This window comes from Streptomyces sp. NPDC001220, assembly GCF_053597895.1.
The window spans coordinates 1-3,108 of the sequence record NZ_JBSFJE010000048.1 but is presented as its reverse complement, the minus strand read 5'-3'; the positions used below and the strand labels follow the sequence as shown (position 1 = coordinate 3,108).

The 3,108-nt window shown below is 72.6% G+C and carries 2 protein-coding genes; both read left to right on the top strand.

Going from position 1 to position 3,108, the window contains the following annotated elements; genetic code table 11:
- Positions 1–1,085, top strand: a 1,085-nt coding sequence (locus tag ACWDGI_RS43520; protein WP_450768593.1) for a non-ribosomal peptide synthetase, incomplete at its 5' end; no start/stop codon positions are given.
- Positions 1,082–3,108: condensation domain-containing protein (locus ACWDGI_RS43515; RefSeq protein ID WP_450768592.1), on the top strand; the 2,027-nt coding region annotated here is incomplete at its 3' end. The genes ACWDGI_RS43520 and ACWDGI_RS43515, both read left to right, overlap by 4 nt.

The following is a 3,108-nucleotide window of genomic DNA, read 5'->3' as shown; positions in this document are numbered from 1 at the left end:
CCAAATTCCACCAACGCCTCGCCCCCACCGGAGCCCACCTCCACAACCAATGGGGCGCCACCGAAGTCTCCATCGACTCCACCAGCCACACCTGCGTCCCCGAGGACGAGTGGGCAGGTGACGTCTCCCTCGGCGAGGCGATCGCGAACAACCAGGTCCTGGTGCTCGACGAACACCTCAACCCGGTGCCCGACGGGGTCCCCGGTGAGCTGTACCTGGGCGGCGTGGGTCTGGCCCGCGGCTACCTCGGCGACGCCCGCAAGACCGCCGCGGCCTTCGTCCCGCACCCGTTCGCCGACGGAGAGCGGCTCTACCGGACCGGCGACCGGGGCGTGCGCCGCCCGGACGGCAGGCTGACGTTCCTGGGGCGTGCGGACAGCCAGGTCAAGATCCGCGGCATCCGCATCGAACCCGCCGAGATCGAACACACCCTCCGCCGCCACCCCCACGTCCACGACGCCGTCGTCACCAAATGGGAACCCACCCCCGGCGACCACCGCCTCGCCGCCTACATCACCACCGGACACCCCGGGCCGGCGGAGGACCTGCTGGCCGACCTCAACACCCACCTCAGCGACCAGCTCCCCCTCTACATGATCCCTTCCAGCATCACCGTGCTGGACCGCATCCCCGTCAACGCCAACGGCAAGACCGACCACCGCGCCCTCCCCGAGCCGCGGTACGAGGCGGACGCGGTCGCGGTGCGGCCGGCCACCGAGGCCGAGCAGCTGATCGACGGCATCTGGGCGGAGGTGCTGGACCGCTCCGACCTGGACATCCACGCCAACTTCTTCGCCCTGGGCGGGCATTCACTGCTGGCCACCCGGATCGTCTCCCGGCTGCGCTCGGCGCTGTCGGTGGACGTCCCGCTCGCCCTCATCTTCGACAACCCCACCATCCACACCATGGCCACCGCCCTGGAGAACCTGCTGCTGGACGCGGTCGGCGACCCGGAGGCGGACACCGCTTCGGCCGGGGACACGGCTTCGGCCGGGGACACGGCTTCGGCCAGGGACACGGCTTCGGCCTCCGACACGGCCTCTGCTTCGGCCCCGGACACCACCGCCGAGAGGACCCGCTCATGACCACGAGCCGGATTCCCCAGGCCGACCCCGAGGCAGGTGCGCAGGAAGCGCGGCGTGCACAGGTCAGGTCGCTGCTCCAGGGCGCCCGTGCCGCCCAGCGCGCCGACGCGGCGGCGACGGCCATCCCGGTGGCCGACCCGGGCGCGCCCGTGGCGTCGTACTCGCAGGAGCGGATGTGGCTCCTGGAACAGATGATGCCGGGCTACAACACCTCCACGGTGATCCGGGTCCGGGGCGCTCTCGACGTCGGTGTGCTGGCCCGGAGCTTCACGGTGGTCGCCGGACGGCACGAGGTGCTGCGGACGGTCTTCGACGAGCGGGACGGCGCCCCCGTCCCCCGGGTGCTGCCGGCTGCGCCGGTGCCGGTCCCGGTGCACGAGGCGGCCGGGGACGATGCCGCGGAACGGTACGCGGCGGGCGTCGCGATCGCCCGCGAGCTGATGCGCGAGCCGTTCTCGCTGTCGGACGGTCCGGTGTTCCGGGTCGCCGTGGTGCGGCTGGCCGCGGACGACGCCCTGCTGGTGCTGGTGGTCCACCACATCGCGATCGACGGCACCTCGATGCGGGTGCTGTGGTCGGAGCTGTCCCGGGCGTACGGGGCGGTGGCGGCCGGCCGGGAGCCGGAGCTGCCGCCGCTGCCCCTCCAGTACGGGGACTACGCGGCGTGGAGCCGGGTCCATCAGACGCCGGAGCGGCTGCGGCACCAGCTGGACCACTGGCGGGAGCGGCTGGCGGACGCGAGCGCCGACGAACTGCCCACGGACCGGCCCCGGCCGGCCGTGCGGACCGGGAACGGCGCCCAGGTCTCCTTCACGATCGACGGCGAGCTGGGGGCGGCGGTCAACCGCTTCTCGCGGGAGCACAACGCGACCCCGTTCATGACGCTGACCGCCGCGTTCAGCGTGGTCCTGGCCCGGCACTCGGCCACCCGGGACGTCACCCTGGGCACCCCGATCGCCGGCCGGGTCCGTCCCGAACTCGACGCGCTGATCGGTTACTTCGTCAACACCCTGCTGATCCGGACCGAGTTGGCCGACGACCCGTCGTTCGAGGCGCTGCTGGCCCGGACCCGGGCGAACACGCTCGCCTCCTACGAGCACCAGGAACTCCCCTTCGAGGCACTGCTGGAGGAGCTCCGGCCGGAGCGGGACCCGAGCCGCAACCCGCTGTTCCAGGTGCTGTTCGCCCTGGGCGACGAGGAGACGGACGACCTGGTGCTGCCCGGTCTGACGGCCGAGCGGGTCGAGTTGGTCGACGGCAAGTCGAGGTTCGACCTGAACGTGGCCCTCACCCGGGCCGGTGACACGTTCACCGGGATCGCGTACTACGAGGCGGACCTCTTCGATCCCGGCACGATCGACCGGCTGCTGCGGCACTTCGTCGCCTTCCTGCGCAACGCGCTGGCGCATCCCACCCGTCCCGTCTCGGGTGTCGGCATGGTCGACGAGGCCGAACGCGAGCGGCTGCTGGCGGCGGGGCTGGGCGAGAAGGTGGTGTTCCCGGAGGGTCTGCTGACCGATCTGGTGGACGCCGTGGCCGCGGCCACCCCGCACGCGCCGGCCGTGACGGACTCCGAAGGCACCCTGTCCTACGCCGAGTTGACGGGGCGCGCCAACCACCTGGCAGAGCGGCTGCGGGCGGTGGGAGTCCGGGCCGACACACCGGTCGGCCTCTGGATGGACCGGTCCGCCGAGATGGTCGTGACGCTCCTGGCCGTGCTCAAGGCGGGCGGTGCCTTCGTCCCGCTGGACCCGGATCTTCCGGTCGGGCGTGCGGTGCGGGTCCTCGCCGACGCCGGTGCACCGGTGGCCTGCACGGACGCCGAGCGTGCGGCTCTGCTCGCCGACGCCCAGGGCGGCTTCACCGTGCTGGACTGCGGCCCGGGGACGCTGACCGGGACGTCACCGACCGCGCCCGACAGTGGCGTGACCGGGGATCACCTGGTGTCGGTGTACTACACCTCCGGCTCCACCGGCACCCCCAAGGGCGTCGCCTCCACCCACACCGGCTGGACCAACCGCAT